This window comes from Oceanobacillus oncorhynchi, assembly GCF_000821065.1.
In the GTDB taxonomy this organism is placed as follows: Bacteria; Bacillota; Bacilli; order Bacillales; family Amphibacillaceae; genus Oceanobacillus; species Oceanobacillus oncorhynchi.
The window spans coordinates 1953540-1972226 of the sequence record NZ_CDGG01000001.1; the positions used below are offsets into that span (position 1 = coordinate 1953540).

Genomic DNA, 18687 nt, shown 5'->3' on the forward strand with positions numbered 1-18687 from the left:
TCTAAGTTATTCATACGCTGGAAGCCAATCTCCATGCGCTTCAATCAAATCATCACATAATGAGGTAATGTCATCCATGGATAGTTCCGCGGATGTATGCGGATCCAGCATTGCAGCTTGATAGATTTTTTCTTTCTTTCTCGTTAACGCAGCTTCTACGGTTAATAATTGAGTATTGATATTCGTCCGGTTTAATGCAGCGAGCTGTTCCGGCAAATCACCTACATACGTTGGTGCAATCCCGCTTGCATCTACTAAGCAAGGCACTTCCACGACTGCATTTTCTGGCAGGTTGCTGATCAAACGTCCTGTATTTAATACATTTCCGCCAATTTTAAATGGCTTGTCTGTCTCCATCGCTTCAATAATATAAGAGCCATATTCGCGAGAGCGCTCATGTGTCAGGTTTTGGTCGTTTACTAAGTCATCACGCATTTTTTTCCAATCTTCAATCTGATTCACACAACGGCGCGGATACTCGTCCAATGGAATATTGAATCGTTCGATTAATTCAGGATATTGACTTTTAATAAAGTATGGGTGATATTCGGCATTATGTTCAGAAGATTCTGTAATATAATAGCCAAATTTATCCATTAATTCGAAACGAATCATATCATCATGCTTTTCTTTTTGCTTCTCTTTCGCACGTTTTTTAATTTCAGGGTAGAGGTCTTCACCGTGCCGCGTGATTTCTAACAGCCAGGCCATATGATTGATACCGGCGATTTTCCACTGCACGTCATCTGTCGGCATTTCTAAAGACTCCAGCAGATCTCTTGCACAAACCTGTACGCTGTGACAAAGTCCGACTGTTTTAATGCCTTCCTTCAGCATGATATTCGTTAGAACAGCCATCGGATTCGTATAATTAAGGAACCAGGCATCCGGGCAAACTTCTTTGATATCACGTGCAAATTCCTGCATGACAGGGATGGTTCTTAAGTTACGGAAGATTCCTCCGATCCCTAAGGTGTCTGCAATGGTCTGACGCAATCCATATTTCTTCGGGATTTCGAAATCTGTGATGGTAGCAGGATCATAACCGCCTACCTGAATCGCATTAATGACATATTTTGCGCCGCGTAATGCTTCTTTACGATCCTGATACGCTTTTACCGTAACTGTAGCATTCAAGCTTTTCTTCAGGTTATTTAACATCATTTCAGAATCTTGAAGCCGATCTTCGTTTATATCAAATAAAGCAAATTCAAAATCCTGCAACGCATCGACTGTCATGCAGTCACCTAATACGTTCTTTGCGAAAACCGTACTTCCCGCACCTAAAAATGTAATTTTGGACATAAGCTATTTCCTCCTAAAGTAGAATCAAAATGTAATATGAGAATGTCTTTCTGATGAATCCATATTTGCTTCTTTTTAGTAAATTGTTTTACTGAAAAAGAGTAAAAAAAGAAACAAGGTCTCTTTTTGAGTACGATTAAATTGCTATTGCTTATCTACATATTAATAGATGCGTAAAGCGTTTTCAATCGTAAAATAAATTGAAAATAAGTAATATATTGCTCTCTTTTAATCGGTAAATAATTGGTTAACTGGCATGATATCTGTGTTTTGTCGGTAATTACTTGGGGTTTCTCCAATGGTTTGCTTAAAAACTTTACTAAAATAATTACTGGATGTATACCCGACTTCTTTTGCAATATCCTCGATACTTTTCTTTTCAGTAATTAATAAGTGAAGCGCCTTTTTCATTCTGATTTTTGTCAGGTAACGGATTGGCGTCTCATTTATAGACTTTACAAATTGGCGTGTGAAATAATATTTGGATAAGCCGGATACGCTGACGATTTCATCTAATGTAATATCTTCACTATAATGATTCTCTATAAATTCGATTGCCTTCGAGATAGAAGGAGGGATTGCTTTAGATTGCTGCTGGTTATATTCTAAGTATCCGAGAAATTCCATCAGAAAAGAATAGGCGCAGGAGGAAGCCTCGTAGCCATGAGAAATCCCTGCCGTTTCTATTCTCTTTAAGGTATTAAAAATATAATTAACGGGGCTTGAATGAATGGACAATTGGAATAAATGACCATGCTTTTTCGTTATTTGCTGATATAACTTCGCTGCCTCTGTACCAGTAATGGTAAAGAAAATAAATTCCCATTCCTCTGCATCAGCAGGGAGATAATACCGATGATCGCTCGGAACATCAATAAAGAAAGCATCTCCTTTTGTTAATTCATGCGTGGTATCCCCGATGGATATTGCACCGTTCCCATGCAGCGTATATTGAAAGATAATAATATCCTTTTCGCCTCTTTCCAGCCCATGCCAGCTGTAATTAGCGGGGTTTTGATGATGTTCGAAGCCAATCGCATGCAAATCTGCTACGTTATCTTGATAAGCTCTTTGAAAACGAAATCCATATGAGTTGTGGCTGATATCTTTATACAAGGAAATACCTCCTTCATTTTTTTACATTTTAACATGGGTTATCTTACTGGAGGATGAGTGACTGACAAATCTCTTGTTCAGAGAAAAACGAAATAACTTATATCTATCTGCCAAGTAACTGGTGAAGATAGGTAATAAATGATGATAGCCTAATGAAAAAAGAACCCATTTCTGATAGGGTTAAGAGTATAACCAAACTATCGGTAAAAAGGATATGGATAAGAATTGTTTTATTTAATGCAGGAAAGGCAGGACTAAAGATGAAGGAGTTATTCAAATCAAGCAATTGGTTTTCGGGTCTTCAATGGCTCTTTTTTATCAAAAACAGGAGAGAAAACTCCCTCTTCAAGCGCGTAGAGGTAAGGGGGAGATGAATCTCCTATGCACAAAAGCTTGCTTCTGGGTGTCTCAATTATTTAATATCGAATCGAACAGATGTTCCGAAATCATCCTTCTTCTGATATAATAGACAGGAGGAGGTAAGGAATCATGAAAGTAAAAAAAGCATTTCGTTTTCGTATCTATCCGAACAAAAAGCAAATCACCTTCATCCATAAGACAATTGGCTGCTCCCGTTTTGTCTACAACTATTTTACAGGAAAACAAAAAGAAAAAGACCGCTATTGGCATACGGTGAATGAAATGGTACAAAACGGACAGCTTCTTCAACATAATTGGAAGGGCGAATTTTTCAATAAAAATAAGGCAATCAAAGCGGTTCCAGAATTGAAGAAAGCGCATCCCTTTCTCAAAGAAGTTGATAGCATTGCTCTTCAAAAAGCCGTTGAAAACGTGAATGATTCCTATACGCGCTATTATAAGAAGCAGAATAAGGCACCTCGTTTTAAATCAAAAAAGAATCCTGTTCAATCGTATACCACGAAACATGTCAATGGAAACATTGCGGTATTGGATAAACATATCAAACTGCCTAAGCTCGGATTGGTTCGTTTTGCCAAAAGTCGGGAAGTGGAAGGACGTATTATCAATGCAACGATCCGGCGCAACCCTTCAGGCAAGTACTTTGTTTCGATTGTAGTTGAAACGGAAGTCAGGCACTATGAAAAGACAGGTTCCTCAGTAGGCATCGATGTTGGAATAACTGATTTTGCAACTCTTTCCAATGGGACAGTGTATGCAAACCCCAAATTTTTCCGGACATTAGAAAAGAAACTGGCAAAAGCGCAGGTGATTCTGTCTAGACGACAAATAGGCTCAGCAAATTGGCAGAAACAAAAAAGAAATATAGCCAAGATTCACGAAAAAATCGCTAATAAAAGAAAAGACATGTTAGATAAGATCTCCACCGAGATAGTCAAAAACCACGATATCATCGGGATAGAAGATTTGTCTGTAATAAACATGTTGAAAAATCATAATCTTGCAAAATCAATTAGCGATGTATCCTGGTCAGCGTTCCAAACGATGCTGGAATATAAAGCGGCCTGGTATGGAAAGCAGGTTGTTACGGTAGCTAAAAATTATCCATCCAGTCAGCTGTGTTCCAATTGCGGACACCAAAACCCAGACGTTAAAAATCTCGCTTTGCGTGCATGGACGTGTGATAGCTGTCAATGCCATCATCAAAGAGATATTAACGCAAGTAGGAATCTTCGCAAGGAAGCATTACGAATAACCGCAGGGACTGCGGGGGTAGCCTAATCCATAACTGACCAATGGGTTGGTGTTCTTAGGAATCTCCTGCTTCAAGCAACCTTTAAGGTTGATAAGTGGGAGTAGTTCAATTGGATGCCAATTAATCGGGATATTTTTAAAAGGTATGCTGGGCATTCCTTTTGGTAACGAAGCCGAAAATGCCCAAATCGATTTAGCTATTTCGCTGTTGTCTATTATGATTGCAATCATAGTGGCTATTATTAGTATTAAAGCTCCAGCAAGCATTAAACGCTACGGGTTATTAATCGGAATAGTTATTGGTTGGATTGCATTTAATCTCACTTTTGAGCAACAGGGAGCGGTTAGCCAAACTGCCTCATCGAGTATGGCATTATTCCCGCTGGGTAAACCAACGTGGGATACGGGTATTGTTATAACGACAGTGTTAGCTGGACTGCTGAATACAGCGAATACGTTTGGAGCGTTAAAAGGGACGGATAGTATCTATCGTGCAGAGACAAGCGATTCCCAATACCGTTCCTCATTTACGATAACAGGGATTTTTACCGGGCTGTCTGGGGTGCTTGAGCTTGTCCCGTATGCGCCGTATGTCTCTTCCATTGGTTTTTTGAATCAGACAGGGATTATTAGGCGGTTACCTTTTATTCTCGGCAGTTTCATGTTCTTCTTAATGGGCATTATTCCACCAATCGGGCACTTTTTTTCTATGCTGCCGTTGAGTATAGGCAGTGCAGTATTATTTGTTTCTTATTTACAGCTGTTCAATTCATCATTAAGTTTCTTTCGTCAGGTTGAATTTAATACGCTCAATATTTATCGGTCGGCTGTTCCCTTATTTGTCGGTATCATTATTATGACCTTCCCTGCTTCATATTTCGATACCTTGCCTGACTTTCTTCGTCCGTTGTTAAGCAGCGGGTTATTAGTAGGTATTATTTTAGCACTTATACTTGAGAATGGTTTTGATTGGAATCGCACATAAGGACAGGTTATAGATAAAGAAGCGGTGAATAAATCAATGGACGTTTTTTAAGGAGCTGTCGCTAACTGAATGGTTTGTATGGGAAGACAGCTCCTTTGTTTAAGAAAATAATGTTTACAAAAGCCATGTTTCTAGCGAACAGCATGGGATAGCAGCATAAACTATTCAACTTAATAGCTTATTCAGGAGGGATTTTAATGATAGAAATCCTATTTCCCAGGCACTTTCACACCAGGTATAAACCATTCTGACTTAAAAGTTATCATATAGATTTCCTTGTCGAAAAATGATATACTATCAAAAATAATGATAGGGGTTTCATTTTATTTCCGAGATTATCTCTTTATTTTTTCGGAATTTTAAATCAAATGTACATAGGAGCTGGAGAGGTTTCGGTGATGTGGAGGGGATAACATGCTTTCATCCAGACAAAAGAAAATTTTAGAACGGTTAATTGAAGAAGAAGCGTTTGTTTCCTTAGCTGACTTGAATAAAGCCTATCAGCTTTCGCCGCGGACGATTCGGCAGGATTTACTTGAAATCGAGACGTGGCTGATGGACATTGGCGCAGGGTTTAGCCTGGAGAGACATCGCAAGTATGGGGCACGGCTGATTTTAGGAGAGAAGCAGAAGCAGGTGCTTCAGGAGGCAATGTACAAGCAGAAGGATTATTTAAGTGCAGTGCAGCGCCGGCAAGATATGCAAAAGCTTCTATTACTAAATTCATCTATCCATGTGGAAGAATTATGTGAGGATTACCAGATTAGTATGAATACGCTCCAGAATGATTATAATCAGTTAAAGACGGAAATGGAAGATTATCATTTAATGCTGTCCAGAGAGAATAAACAAATTTCGCTGGTTGGGGAAGAGAACAATAAACGCATGTTATTTTTAGATTTTTTGAAAGAACAGTGGACAGAGGAAGAGATACTGGAGCTGTATGTAACAAGGCGAATCTCCGCTTCCATGAATGAAACGGATTTAGAAGATATGATTTCAGATGTGGATGTTCATGGGGTAGTATCTTGGATTGAGCAGGTAGAGGAGCTAAGCGGGATTGCTTTTATCGATGCGAGTAAATACGAGCTGTTTCTGAATTGCGCTGTTCAATGGAAAAGAATCCAGTCAGGGCAATTTATTGCAGACTTTGATAAAGATGATGAATTAAAAATCTTTGAGGATGAAAAGTTTACTGCAGTACGAGAACAGTTTAGGCGATTAATGGGCTTGGAAGATGCATCTCTTCAGCTCTCCAATGAATTAGCTTACATATCCATGCATCTGCTGGGGGCAAGGCGTTTAAGCGGGGAAGGAGATTATTGGCTGAAGTGCCAGTCACTATCGCGGGAGATTGTAGAGACCTTCGAGCAGGCGAACCGCTTTCGTTTAAGCAATCGGGAGAATATTATTATTGCCCTGTCGACGCATTTGCAATCAGCAATGTATCGCATGAAGTATCATATTCATATTGATAATCCTTATTTCGATAATCTGGAAAAAGAGTATCGTAAATATATTGAACAAGTAAAAGCGTTTATTGAAAAAAATCCGCATTGGGGTTTAACGACACTTCATAGACATGAGATTGGTTTTATTGTAGTACACTTATGTGCCGGATTAGAGCAGGAAGCGTTTCTGCCGAGTAAACGAATTGCGATTGTCTGCAGCTCCGGCCTCGGAACATCCAGACTGCTTGAACGGACAGTAAGAAGATTGTTCCCGCAAGTATTTATAACAGGGCAATTTTCCGTAAAAGAGGCGTATGGGCTGACAGATAAAGATGCCGATTTGATTGTTACAACAGTTCCATTTACCCAGCAGCTGCAAGTCAATCATGTGAAAGTAAATCCGTTATTGTCGATAGCTGATCAGCAAAATCTGGAGCGGATTATTGGAAGAGGAACCTATCAGGCAAACACCGAATTGCCGATTGTCGAGACAGTAATGACTATCTATCAGTCTGTTAAAAAGCACACGGTGGTGTTGAATGAGGGAGAATTGTTCAATGATTTATACAGGTATTTCAGCGGGAATCAAGGGGCAATGAGTTCGGAGGTTACTTCATTAACGGCGCCTTCGTGTATCCATTTAAGAGAAAAAGTCTCTGATTGGAGAGAAGTATTATCTATATTGAATCAATCTTTAGTAAAACAAGATGTCGTGGAGCATACATATGAAACGGAAGTGGCTCAAATCATCAATGAACAGGAGCATCATTTTATCGTGGCGCCAGGCGTTGCTTTTCCTCATTTGAGCAGTACAGCGATTAAGAAAACGGGTTTTGCTTTTATGACGTTGGAGGAACCGATTTCTTTCGGCGGAACAGAGGAAAAAGTATGGTGGATTATTTTGCTTGCTGCCAAAGATAAAATCCAGCATGTCACTGCAGTGGAGATGATGCTGGAGGTTGTTAATTCGAAGGAGTTATTAGACAAGCTGCGCCATGAAAGAAATATCGACGTGGTATGGAAATGGATGTTGGAGTATGAGGAGGGTAGCAAATGAAAAAAGTGCTAGTTGTTTGTTCAGGCGGTTTAGGGACAAGCCTTGTTTTAAAGCTTCAAGTAAAACAGCATTTTCATGAATGGGAATTAGATGACGTCATTGTGGAACAATCGGATGTAAGTGCCGCCTCCTTCATGAAAGCAGATTTGATTATCGGGGCAAAGCAGGTGGTACAGCATTTGCAGGTAAAAGAAACAGAAATTCTTGGACTTTCCTTTATTGCAGATAGAGCCTTAGTAAAAGAAAGCTTGGAAAATGCAAATACTGTGAAGCGGTGGCGTGAACGTGTATGAATATTTTTGAAAGTTTTACAAGGGGGTTTATCGGGGAGCCTGCGATTTTATTAGGAGCGATAACATGTATTGGGCTATTACTTGCCAGAGCAGGTTTTTTTCGGGTTCTCAGCGGAACCGTGAAAGTAATGGTAGGGGTGACATTGTTACAGATAGGAGCATCTGCTGCCAATGTGTCCCTTTCCAATTTAGCAGTGATGATTCAAGACAGCTTTAATATGATTGGCATGATTCCGCATAATGAAGCGATAACGGCATTAGTACAGATTAATTACGGAAGAGAAATTGCGATAACCATCTCGATTGGAATGGTCGGGCACCTATTAATAGCACGCTTTACAAGATTGAAGTATGTCTTTTTGTCAGGACATCAGGTCCTTTTTATGTCCGCAGTGATTGTTGCTGTTTTACATGCTTCGCAATATGGCTGGTGGCTGTATATTTTCGGCGGCTTCGTGTTAGCGCTGATGATGTCCTGCATGCCTGCGCTGGTTCAGCCGTTTGTCAAACGTGTGACAGGGGATGACTCGATTGCGATTGGTCATTTTAATAGTGTTGGCTACTATATGACAGGTATGTTAAGCACCAGTCTATTTAAAAGAAAAGAAGAAAAAGCAGATTTTCCGAAATTCATCCGAAAACTGGAGCCTTTTATGTATGATCATGTGCTGATCATTAGTATATTTTCATTTCTGCTCTTTTTTATTGCGGCTATTTTTGCGCAAAGAGATGCGATTCAATACTTGTTTAATGATCAAAATTTTATCATTTTTGTGATTGTGCAATCTTTGTGGTTTACAGCTGGAATGTACTGTATTCTGACCGGTGTACGGATGATGATTGCGGAAATTCTGCCGGCGTTTGAAGGAGTCTCAAGCAGATGGATCAAGGGCTCCGTTCCAGCGTTAGATGCGCCGGTATTATTTAATTACGCTCCATTAGCTGCAATGGTTGGATTTATCCTCAGCTTTTTGGGCGGACTTGGTGTAATGTTTGGCATGGCCGCAGTGCAGTATACGATTATTATTCCAGGCGTCATTCCGCATTTCTTCTCCGGCGGCGCTGCGGGAGTTATTGCATATAAGTTACGAGGAATCAAGGCGCTGGTTTGTATGAGTATCGTGCATGGGATGGTTATTACTATTTTGCCGATTCCGTTGTTAAGTTATTTGCGGGATTTAGGTTATACGCGAACGACATTTGGAGATACGGATTTGCAGTTGATTGGGATTTTGATTGGGTGGCTGGTGCAGTAATAACTGAATTTAATATGTCCTCTTCTATTAAGCAGAGAAAAATGATGAAAATTTCTAACCTGCATAATAAAAGAGGATTTTTTGTTTTGTATACCTTAAGGCATCTATTTTAAATTACATAGTCTATAGTAAATATTCAATACCAATTTACTGCCATTTAAAAAGGAAATTAATTACTATTGATAGTGTAAGCGTGTACATATAGAGTTATATACATAATATAAGGAAGTAATGAAAACAAGGGAGTTAATTTAATGGCTAGAGCGGAAGAGTGGATAGGTTATTGGAAGTAAAGGTATGAGGTAACTGAAGCTTCGGCTTTTAGCATAATCCTGTAGCAATAAACCATTTAATAGACTGCTATTCTAAACAAAGAATACATATTAAAACAATATTTAAAGAATATATAGGGAGGGGGGACGTAATGAGAAAAAGTATTTGGAGGTTATCTCTATTATTAATCGTAAGTATACTAGCCGCTTGTGGAAGTGACGATTCTAGTGATGAGCCAGATGATAAGTTAGAAGGTAAAATAACGGTTTATGCTGGTTCGGATGAAGAGCGTGCTATCGAAACAATGAACCTTTTTACAGAAGAAACAGGAATTGAAGTTGATATGGTTCGGTTATCTGCTGGGGAAATTCTATCAAGAGTTCGTGCGGAAAGTGCGAACACGCAGGCAGATGTCTGGTTTGGCGGACCGGCAGAAACATTTGAAGTAGCTAAGGAAGAGGAATTGCTTGAACCATATGTATCGCCTACAGCGGAATATATCTCAGATGAATACAAGGACGATGAAGGATATTGGACTGGAATGTTAGTTAATCCTTTAGGTTTTGTAGTGAATCAAAATTTCTTAGATGCCAATGGACTAGAAGCACCTACAACTTGGGAAGATTTACTTGATCCAGCGTATGAAGGGGAAATCGTTATGCCTCATCCAGCTTCATCCGGTACGGCTTATACAATACTTTATAATATATTGCAGTACTTTGATAATGAAGAAGAGGCTTATGATTATTTGGAAGCATTGGATGGACAAGTACAACAATATACAACTAGCGGGGTCGCTCCGGCGAGGATGGTGGGAATGGAAGAAGCGGGAGCAGGGATCTTATTCTACTATAATTCTGTTAAAAGTATGGAAGAAGGATTTGATAATTTAGAGCCTACTGTGGTTGATGGAGCAGGATATGAATTATTTGCAGTAGCTAAGATTGCAGATGCTCCTAACCCTGAATTGGCTGAGGCATTTATTGACTGGGTATTAGGACCAGCAGGGCAAGAAGCAGCACAAGATTTTGGAAACTATAATAATGTAACCCATCCAGAAGCTGCGGATGCGGAACAAGCTATAGAACTTTCAGATTATCATTTAATAGATTTTGATTTAAGCGATGCGGCAGAATCACGTGATGAGATTATTCAAAAATGGGAGAATGAAATTTATGATCAATAGTCATATAAAGAAAATGTAAGTTAATCACTCAAAGACATTGCTTTATATCTTATTAGAAATTTTATCTGAATGTTTGATGCAATATTCATAAGCTAAAGTTCTACCATTTTAAACGGAAATAATTTGGTGTGGAGCGTTCCATGAAATGATTATAGTCTTAAGTATAGTAATAATTAGAAAAGAGCATAAGAATTCATCTATCTTTTAGAGGAAGGAACTAAAAAAGGAGGCCAAAATGAGCTACCGTGCAATTTTTTTAGATATTGATGGAACGATTATAAAGCCAGACCACACTTACGATGCTTCAACCAAGGAAGCCATTCGGCAAGCAAAAGCAGCAGGTATAGAAGTATTTCTATGTACTGGCAGACCTTTAATGGATATTGTTAATTTGACAAATGACTTTGGAATCACCTCATCGATTACTTATAATGGATCCTATGCAATGCACGAGAATGAAATGATTTTTAAAGCTGCGATGCGTAAAGAGGATGTCGAGAAAATGATTTCTATCTCCTACCAAGGAGAAAGTGAACTTGCGCTTTATACCACAGAAAATAATTATTTTACTTCTCTAAAGGATGCACACGTTATTTATTTTAGTAAAGTTTCGCAAATGAAGGAATTTAAACTGTTTACAGAAGATGTTGCTGATCAGATTGTAGCTGCGACGGCAATCAATGTGTTTGACAGCAAAGGAGATTTTAGTTTAATAGAAGGTTATCAGCTGTCTAAAGTTAATATCAAACATTCTACAGAGTCCTATGATCTAATTCGTACTTCCGTGAATAAAGGAGAAGCAGTAAAAAAAATGATAGCGCATTTGAATCTATCACCTTCTGAAGTGATTGCTTTTGGTGATGGAATGAATGATAAGGAAATGCTGCAATTTGCTGGAGCAGGCGTGGCAATGGGAAATGCGGACTCGATGCTTGTTCCATATGCAGATTTTCAAACAACAACCGTTGAGGAGAATGGCATTTTTAACGGACTGAAGAAGCTTGGAGTTGTGAATTAAAGTAAAGAAAATGAAAGAAAGGAATTCATCGTATGAAAACTACAAAAAAGATAATACCGCTATTTTTATTTTTAGGATTGATTCTTGCTGCATGCGGTTCTGATGATACAGAAGAAACTGGTGGAGCAGAAAACGATGGTACATTGACTGTTTATGTCGGTCTTGAAGAAGAGCATGCCATTGCATCAATTAATCAATTTACAGAGGATACAGGAATTGATGTTGATATGGTTCGTATGTCTACAGGAGAAATATTGGCTAAAATTCGCTCTGAGCAGCAAAATCCACAGGCAGATATTTGGTACGGCGGTCCAGCAGATACATTTGTTGCTGCGAAAGAAGAGGATTTACTTCAGCCATATCAATCCCCAGAGGCAGAAGCAATCCCTGAAGAATACCGGGATGAAGAAGGATATTGGACAGGGATTTATTTAGGGCTTATTGGTTTTGCGACAAGCCAGGACTTTTTAGATGAACATAACTTGGAGGCACCTGCAAGCTGGGATGATTTATTAGATCCAGCATATAAAGATATGGTAGTCGTTGCTCACCCAGGCTCTTCAGGTACGGCGTACACGGCGCTTTATTCTATTCTTCGTGCTAAAGGCAGTGATGATGCTGGTTTTGACTATTTGAAAGATCTGGATAATCAGGTTCAGCAATATACAACGAGCGGTTCAGCTCCAGGGAGAATGGTAGGGATGAATGAAGTAGGAGCTGGAATTCTATTCTCACATAATATCATTAAGTTCCAAAAAGAAGGCTTTGATAATATCGTATTAAGTTTTCCAGAAGAAGGAACAGGGTATGAGGTTGGCGGCGTCGGGATTATTAACGGTACTCCAAATGAAGAATTAGCGCAAGAATTTATTGATTGGGCTGTAAGTGCGAATGCACAGGAAGTGGGTCAGGAAGCAAATGCATTTAATAATTTAACTCATCCAGATGCTGTAGAGCCAGAGGAAGCAGCTGACTTGGAAGAAATTGAATTAATTGATTCAGATCCAATCGAGGCAGGAGAACGTCGTCAGGAAATTCTTGATCGTTGGGAAGATGAAGTGAATAATTAAAACAAATCATAGTTCTATGTGAGTAAGGTCGAATGGTTCAACATTCTTATTTTAGAATTTGGACTTATTCGGCTTTTTTGTTGATGTTATTGGACATTATCTAATAGATGAAGCGTATGTATTTCCATCTTTCCACCTAATTTTTAGTGGATGAAGTTAGACAACGATTATACACAAACAGATTATAATGACATGTTTTATATTACTATACCAATTCTATGCCATTTCAAAAGGAGAATATTTGGTGTTGTTTATGTAAACGCATACAAATAAACTGAAAACATAAAAAGGGGGAGAATAACTTTGAAGAAATTGATGCAATTAATACTAATACTATTCGTTGTTTTTCTACTTGTTGCATGTGGGTCAAACGATTCAAATCAAGCTGACGGAGCAGATGAAGGGGATAGTCCAAGTGGAACGTTAACGGTTTATTCGGCTTTCAATGAGGATCATGCAATAGCGGCAATGGAGAGATTTCAAGAAGAAACAGGAATTAATGTTGATATGGTTCGTCTGTCGGCTGGAGAAATTTTAGCAAAGGTGCGTGCGGAAAAAGATAATCCGCAAGCAGATATTTGGTTTGGAGGACCAGCAGATACATTCGAAGCTGCAAAGACAGAAGATCTCCTACATTCATACCATTCAGAGGTTGCTGAAGATATTTCAGAAGAATACAAAGACCCAGAGGGAGATTGGACAGGGATATATGTTGGTGCTATCGGTTTTGCGACAAACCAGAATTTTTTAGATGAAAATAATTTGGAAGCACCGACAAGTTGGGATGATTTATTGGATCCCGCATACAACAATGAAATTGTCATGGCGCACCCAAGCTCTTCAGGGACTGCTTATACAGCGTTGTATTCCACGCTTCGTGCAAAAGGTGGAGATGAAGAAGGCTTTGCATATTTGGAGGAACTTCACCCACAGATTCAGCAATATACAACCAGTGGTTCAGCTCCAGGAAGAATGGTTGGCTTAAATGAAGTTGGTGCAGGAATTTTGTTTGCTCACGACATTATAAAGTTTCAGCAAGAAGGTTTTGATGACATTGTTCTTTCCTTTCCAGAAGAAGGAACAGGATTTGAAGTAGGAGCGGTTGCTATTATTGAAGGAGCTCCAAATGAAGAACTTGCACAAGAATTTATTGATTGGGCAGCTGGAGTAAGCGCACAAGAAGTCGGGCATGAGGCAAATAGCTTTCAGAGTTTAACTCACCCAGATGCAACGCCGCCTGAAGGAACACCTGATTTAGATGAGATTAATTTAATCGATTCAGATCCAAAAGAGGCTGGAGAGCGTCGTCAAGAGATTCTAGACCGTTGGGATAATGAAGTGAATAATTAAAATATAAAATAGCACAAATAATGATAAAAAAAGTATAAACGAAGAATCTATTTAAAAGTCACATCATTATAGAAGAAAAAATAAAAAAGAGAAAGCCAAAATATTTCAGAATCTTTAATAGAATTTGAAGTAGTTCGGCTTTCTTTTTGCCTAAAATATCACTATTTAACTTTAACTCAACTTTCGCACACTGAAATAGACATGTAACCCTTGATATAGTTAGGTAAACCTGCCACCCATTGCTGTACTTGATTTTTGATTAATTTTTGTATTGCTTTATTGGTATGCTGGATGACATCATCAAGAATCTCGATTAATTGCTGTAAAGCAACAGCCCAATCCAGTTCATCAATTTCATCACATAATTCATAAAATAAGCCGCCTAGTGTTCGATCATCCGAGTTACAACGGTTTTGCCAAGAAAGCACGATATACCTTGTAAATACAATCGTGGTATGGCTGATAAGGGCATCATAAGACCGGCTTTGGAACTCTTTTTGTAGATTCAAAAGCGATTTGGTTGTCTTGAAAAAGACTTCAATATCCCAGCGCATCCCATAGATACGAATAATTTCTTGATCGCTAAGGGTACAATCTGTACTCAAAATAGCGAGCCAGTCGCTCTTTTTATTACGATTACGCACAAATACGACTTTGACCGGCACACCGTTGGCTTGTGTGGTGTGAATGGAACGAAGAATGCTTTTCTTGCCGAATGCCGGTTTTGCCAGACGATAAAGTTCTTTTAAACTGACATGTTTGCCATCTACCAGATAACGTTGTTTTAAATTTTTAACCATGCCAACCACATCAAGTCCTTGTTCTTTGATGTCTTTGATCAGAGGCGGTTGGGTAAACCAGGAATCCATTAACACATAAGAAGCATCTATCCCGGCATTCATGGCACGCTGAAGCATACCCGGAATTTGTTCCGGTGCGGTTTGTAAGGCTTCCTGGCGACGTTTATATCCAGAACTGCGCTTATCGATGTCTTTAGAAATACCATTGATCTGATGCTTTTTCGAACTTAATAAAGAGAAGTCTACAGGCATAAAAGTTGCGCCATCGGACCATCCCAAAGTTAACATGCGGAACCCTTTATAAAACCTCATCTTTTGAGAAGCATGATCAAAACACCGGGCTAATAACTCTACTTTTTTGCTTCTATTCCGGTCATAAGAGGAATCATCGATGATAAATACTTTAGGACGACGATGACTCGTAAAGGCAGATACTTTTGAAATGACAGAAGAAGCCAAGGCAAGCAGAAAACGCCGCCAATTAAAAGTAGACTTGTTTAAAAAGCGATAAACCGTATCTTTCGCCGGAAGATCTGCGGACTTCTTACTATCCAGCATACGAAACCAATTTTTATGTTCAAAGATGAGACGAAAGATTAATTGAAAAATAATAGCACTAGAAATGCCAAAAGACTTGGTAATTCCAGCGTTACGCAAATGTTTTAGAACACCTAATTCTTTAAATACAGATTTTATTTCAGTTGGCAGTTGCTTATTCGGGTCATTATTCGCTATCATGGTAGGAGACACCTCTTCTGTTTTGGTAGTGATTCTAGACAAATCAACTATACCAAACGGAAAGGTGTTTTTTCATGTTTAAAATCTGTGTCAAGCAACCTACTACAGTAGCTACAAGTACTTGAGCTTATTGATTTTATTAAGTTTTTCTAGGTGCGAAAGTTGAGACTTTAATATATTTCATAAAATATGAATCATACATGTATTTCCACCATACCAATTCTATACCGCTTCAAAAGGAATTCATTTGGTGTTGAATATGGAAGCGTATACAAATAAACTTAAGACATAAGAAAAAAGGAGGTAGTAACATTGAAGAAATCTATAAAATTATTATTTATATTATTAGTTGTTTTTCTGCTTGCCGCATGCGGATCAAATGATTCAGATGGAGCAGACGGGGAAGATAGTCCAAGCGGAACGTTAACAGTTTATGTTGGATTCCAAGAAGATCATGCGATTGCTGCGGTTGATAGGTTCCAACAGGATACAGGAATTGATGTCGATATGGTTCGTATGTCAGCTGGAGAAATCTTGGCAAAGGTACGTGCGGAAAAAGATAATCCACAGGCAGATATCTGGTATGGCGGTCCTGCAGATACATTTGAAGCTGCTAAAACGGAAGACTTATTACATCCGTATGACTCACCGGTAGCAGCAGATATTCCAGAGGAGTATAAAGATCCAGATCATTATTGGACAGGAGTTTATGTAGGTGCAATTGGTTTTGCAACAAATCAAAATTTCTTGGATGAAAATGATTTAGAAGCACCGACGAGCTGGGATGACCTGTTAGATCCTGCTTATCAGAATCAATTGGTTATGGCGCATCCAAGTTCATCAGGTACAGCTTATACTGCATTATATTCCATTCTTCGTGCGAAAGGCGGAGATGAGGAAGGATTTGAATACTTAAAAGAACTTCACCCACAAGTTCAGCAATATACGACTAGTGGCTCTGCACCAGGTAGAATGGTTGGACTAAATGAAGTAGGAGCAGGAATTCTATTTGCACATGATATTGTTAAATATCAAGAAGAAGGATTTGACGATATTGTTCTTTCCTTCCCGGATGATGGTACAGGGTTTGAAATTGGAGGAGTCGGCATTATTGAAGGAGCTCCAAATGAAGAGCTGGCGCAAGAGTTTATCGATTGGGCTGCAGGTCCGGGAGCACAAGAAGTTGGACAAGAAACAAATAATTTCCAGAGTCTTACACATCCCGACGCAACTCCGCCTGAAGGGGCACCGAATTTAGATGAAATTAATCTATTAGATTCAGACCCGAAAGAGGCTGGGGAACGCCGTCAGGAAATTCTTGACCGCTGGGATAATGAAGTAAATAACTAGAGTCAGAGAACGTTGAAAAAAGGAGCCTCATCAGCTCCCTTTTTTAACATAAAAGGAGTGAAAGCTTTCTATGAAGGAAAATATACGTAAATTAGTCAAGCAGCCATTACTTCTTATATTAGTTGTATTGATTATGCTGACACTAATCATTTTTATTGCTTTTCCGATGTTTCAAATTTTTCTATCTAGTTTCCTCTCAAATGGAGAAATTAATTGGCAAGGTTATGAAAGGGTTTTTGCTGGAGGGCAGTTAACTAGTGCTTTAACGAATTCACTAGTATTAGCCATCATTGTTTCCATTTTATCAACAGCTATTGCTTATTTCTTTGCCTATACTTTCGCTTATATTGAAGTACCGTTTAAAAAAATATTTAACGGGATTGCTATTTTACCGGTTATTTCACCTCCGTTCGTTATTGCTCTATCAGCAATTTTACTGTTTGGAAGAGGCGGGTTTATTTCGGAAACATTATTAGGGATAGAAAATGCGAATATTTATGGCTTGCATGGTCTTATCCTAGTACAGACATTAACTTATTTCCCAGTTGCTTTCTTAGTATTGGCTGGATTGTTACGATCCATCAGCCCATCTCTAGAAGAAGCAAGTGATAATCTTGGTTCTACAAAATGGCAGACATTTAAAAAAGTTACATTACCTTTATCTGTACCGGGAATCGGAAATGCTTTTCTACTTGTATTCATTCAATCTATGGCGGATTTTGGTAATCCGATGACAATTGGTGGAGACTATAACACCGTTGCAAGAGAAATTTATATGCAGGCAGTAGGAAGTTATAATATGCAAGCTGGAGCTGCTTTGGCAATGGTTCTGCTGACAGTAACGGTTATCCTTTATGCAGTTCAAAAATTCTGGGTTGGAAAGAAGAGTTACGTTACGGTTACTGGAAAACCAACCTCAGCCAGGAAGATGGTTTCAAAAGGTGTCTTCCGGAGAATAATGATTGGGATTTGTTATGGTTTATCGGCAACCGTTATCTTATTTTACATTTTAGTTCCAATTGGTTCGTTTATTCAACTATGGGGTGTAAATTACAGCTTTACGTTAGACCATTATAGCTATGTATTTTCCATTGGGCAAAAAGCAGTAGTAGACACATTACAGCTATCGATTATTGCCACTCCAATTGGCGGATTATTTGCAATGATTCTTGCCTTCTTAATTGTTCGAAAAAGATTTGCGGGAAAGAAATTAATGGAAGGTATCAGCATGCTTTCGATAGCAATTCCAGGAACAGTAATTGGTATCTCTTACATTTTAGCATTTAACCAAGCTCCTTTGGCAATTACGGGGACAGCATTAATTATTATCGCTGCATTTATTGTTCGTGCGATGCCGGTGGGGATCAGGTCCGGAATTACTTCTCTCCAGCAGATAGACCCTTCCATTGAAGAAGCGGCAACGAACCTGGGAGCGAGCGGTTCCAAAACATTCTTTTCGATTGTACTGCCTTTGATTCGACCAGCATTTTTCAGTTCATTAGTATACACTTTCGTAAAAAGTATGACAGCGATGAGTGCTGTAATCTTCCTTGTTTCGGCAAGATATAATCTGATTACTGCTTCTATACTGGCACAGGTAGAATCGGGAAGAATTGGTGTTGCGAGTGCTTATTGTACATTACTAATTATCTTAATGATTGCAGCAATGTTAGTTTTAAATGGCTTAACTGCTTTATTTACAGGTAAGTGGAAATTAAGAAAAGACAAACAAACAGGTGCAGAAATTATTTCAAAAGACGCTGCTAATGCAGATTCTGTGAATGCTGCCTAAATACTTGGAGGG

General features: G+C 38.8%; 14 protein-coding genes. 11 read left to right on the forward strand and 3 right to left on the reverse strand.

The genetic code is table 11. From position 1 onward, the window contains the following. Window positions 1-6: 6 nt before the first annotated feature. Window positions 7-1305 (reverse strand): alpha-glucosidase/alpha-galactosidase, encoded by a 1299-nt coding sequence (locus tag BN997_RS09300; RefSeq protein WP_042531649.1) that lies wholly within the window; start codon window positions 1303-1305, stop codon window positions 7-9. 228 nt (window positions 1306-1533) lie between these two features. Continuing rightward, entirely contained in the window at window positions 1534-2421 is an 888-nt protein-coding gene (locus tag BN997_RS09305; protein ID WP_042531651.1) for an AraC family transcriptional regulator, read from the reverse strand. Between the two features lie 489 nt (window positions 2422-2910). On the opposite strand from BN997_RS09305, the gene tnpB reads away from it, so the two are divergent. From tnpB to BN997_RS09355, 9 genes are all read left to right on the forward strand, one after another. Next, window positions 2911-4083 (forward strand): IS200/IS605 family element RNA-guided endonuclease TnpB, encoded by a 1173-nt coding sequence (gene tnpB / locus BN997_RS09315; protein WP_042531654.1) that lies wholly within the window; start codon window positions 2911-2913, stop codon window positions 4081-4083. A 22-nt stretch (window positions 4084-4105) separates the two neighbouring features. Continuing rightward, a complete protein-coding gene (locus BN997_RS09320; RefSeq protein WP_276325299.1) occupies window positions 4106-5041 on the forward strand; it encodes a purine/pyrimidine permease in 936 nt (311 codons plus the stop codon). A gap of 414 nt (window positions 5042-5455) precedes the next feature. Then, complete coding sequence (locus tag BN997_RS09325; RefSeq protein ID WP_042531656.1) at window positions 5456-7549, forward strand: BglG family transcription antiterminator; 2094 nt, start codon at window positions 5456-5458, stop codon at window positions 7547-7549. Continuing rightward, entirely contained in the window at window positions 7546-7842 is a 297-nt protein-coding gene (locus BN997_RS09330) for a PTS sugar transporter subunit IIB (protein ID WP_042531658.1), read from the forward strand. The genes BN997_RS09325 and BN997_RS09330 overlap by 4 nt, the downstream gene beginning before the upstream one ends. Beyond that, entirely contained in the window at window positions 7839-9098 is a 1260-nt protein-coding gene (locus BN997_RS09335; RefSeq protein ID WP_052484965.1) for a PTS ascorbate transporter subunit IIC, read from the forward strand. The genes BN997_RS09330 and BN997_RS09335 overlap by 4 nt, the downstream gene beginning before the upstream one ends. 424 nt (window positions 9099-9522) lie before the next feature. Beyond that, complete coding sequence (locus BN997_RS09340) at window positions 9523-10557, forward strand: ABC transporter substrate-binding protein (protein ID WP_042531660.1); 1035 nt, start codon at window positions 9523-9525, stop codon at window positions 10555-10557. Between the two features lie 235 nt (window positions 10558-10792). Beyond that, window positions 10793-11575 carry an HAD family hydrolase gene (locus BN997_RS09345; protein ID WP_042531662.1) on the forward strand — a complete coding sequence of 261 codons (783 nt, stop codon included), beginning with the start codon at window positions 10793-10795 and terminating at the stop codon, window positions 11573-11575. Between the two features lie 32 nt (window positions 11576-11607). After that, window positions 11608-12645, forward strand: coding sequence for an ABC transporter substrate-binding protein (locus BN997_RS09350; protein ID WP_042531664.1), 1038 nt, complete (start codon window positions 11608-11610; stop codon window positions 12643-12645). A 303-nt stretch (window positions 12646-12948) separates the two neighbouring features. After that, complete coding sequence (locus BN997_RS09355; protein WP_042531666.1) at window positions 12949-13995, forward strand: ABC transporter substrate-binding protein; 1047 nt, start codon at window positions 12949-12951, stop codon at window positions 13993-13995. 176 nt (window positions 13996-14171) lie between these two features. Here BN997_RS09355 and BN997_RS09360 read toward each other — a convergent pair whose 3' ends face one another. Further along, a complete protein-coding gene (locus BN997_RS09360; protein ID WP_042531668.1) occupies window positions 14172-15533 on the reverse strand; it encodes an IS4 family transposase in 1362 nt (453 codons plus the stop codon). Window positions 15534-15845: 312 nt separating this feature from the next. Between BN997_RS09360 and BN997_RS09365 the strand changes: the two genes are divergently transcribed. Both BN997_RS09365 and BN997_RS09370 read left to right on the forward strand, forming a co-directional pair. Further along, window positions 15846-16883, forward strand: coding sequence for an ABC transporter substrate-binding protein (locus tag BN997_RS09365; protein WP_042531669.1), 1038 nt, complete (start codon window positions 15846-15848; stop codon window positions 16881-16883). Window positions 16884-16953: 70 nt separating this feature from the next. Then, window positions 16954-18675 (forward strand): ABC transporter permease, encoded by a 1722-nt coding sequence (locus BN997_RS09370; protein ID WP_084612905.1) that lies wholly within the window; start codon window positions 16954-16956, stop codon window positions 18673-18675. Window positions 18676-18687 lie beyond the last annotated feature (12 nt).